Genomic DNA, 1,274 nt, shown 5'->3' on the forward strand with positions numbered 1-1,274 from the left:
CATCAGTACCGACACGGCCGACAGCGCCGCGGCCGCGATCCCCACCAGCGCGACGAGGTGCCAGGCCGTGCCCCGCCGCCGTAAGCGGGCGAGGAACCCCGGTATGCCTCCCGCCTGCCCCGGATCACCGCCCAAGGGTTCGAACGCGCCCGCGAGCGCCGTCGGCGTGGTGGCCGTAGCTGGACATGGGGCTTCCTCCCAGAGCTGCCTGGCGGGGCTGCCCGGCGGACTCCGCCGACTCGCGGACGGGACAGCGCGTCGTCACCAGTCTCCACCCAGGCGGCCGTTCGGCAATCCGGCGGGCCCGGGAACGCCGGTTACGCGAGGGCGATCGGGCGCACCTGTGCGCCCTCGCCGTGCACATACGCCGCGTAGTCCTCGGCCCGCAGGGCGAGGGAGCGGTCCAGGCGGGCGGCGTTGAAGTAGATCTCCGGCGGCTCCAGGACCCCCGGGTCCACCACCAGCTCCAGGTCCGGGTGGAAGCTGAACGGGAGGATGGTGCCGCTCTCGCTGCCCGCGAGCGCCTCGGCCCTGTCGGCCGACGCGAAGGAGACATAGCTGCCGCCCGCCAGGGACTTCAGCGCTTCGAGGTCGACCCGCGCGTCGCCGGGGACGACGGCGAGGAAGTAGCGCCTCGTCTTCTTGCCGGTCTTCACCATGACCACCAGGCACTTGGCGGCGTGGGACACCGGGTGGCCGCGGTACCCGCTGACGATCTCCGTGCGGCCCTCCGGCGCATGGTCGAGGAGGCGGTACCGCGCCCCGTGCTCGTCCAGGAGGGCCAGGAGTTTCTCGTAGGCCACCGTGCTACCACCCTTCGTCGAACATCCGCTTGACCTCGGCGATGCGCTCTTCGTCCCGGCGGTAGAACGCCCACTGCCCGGTCCGCTTCACGCGCAGCAGCCCCGCCTCGGCGAGCAGCTTGAGATGCGCGCTCGCCGTGGGCCGGCTGACGCCGAGCCTCTCGGCGATGAGGACGGAGCAGACGCCGTCCTCCACCCGGTCGCCGTCGCGCTGCGGCGGAAAGTGGGCGACGGGATCCCGCAGCCACTCCAGGACAGCCAGCCGCTTCTCGCTGGCCAGCGCCTTCAGCACCGTCACCTCAATCACGTAGCCAGTTTGCTAACTAACTACGCCTCCGTCAAGGGCCGGACCGCAAGCGCAGAGCACATGGGTGCCCCGAAGGGGCGCGGGGAACTGCGCGAGCAACCACAGAGCACCCGCGGACTGCGACGAAACAGCAAGGGGCAGCCCCGGCCCAGCAAGCCCCCGTC

The 1,274-nt window shown here is 71.7% G+C and carries 2 protein-coding genes; both read right to left on the bottom strand.

Going from position 1 to position 1,274, the window contains the following annotated elements:
- Positions 1-317 precede the first annotated feature (317 nt).
- Positions 318-803, bottom strand: coding sequence for a YbaK/EbsC family protein (locus tag G5C65_RS37380; protein ID WP_165303481.1), 486 nt, complete (start codon positions 801-803; stop codon positions 318-320).
- A 4-nt stretch (positions 804-807) separates the two neighbouring features.
- Positions 808-1,110, bottom strand: a complete 303-nt coding sequence (locus G5C65_RS37385) for a helix-turn-helix domain-containing protein (RefSeq protein WP_165303482.1) — start codon at positions 1,108-1,110, stop codon at positions 808-810.
- Positions 1,111-1,274 lie beyond the last annotated feature (164 nt).

Source organism: Streptomyces boncukensis (assembly GCF_011045075.1).
In the GTDB taxonomy this organism is placed as follows: Bacteria; Actinomycetota; Actinomycetes; order Streptomycetales; family Streptomycetaceae; genus Streptomyces; species Streptomyces boncukensis.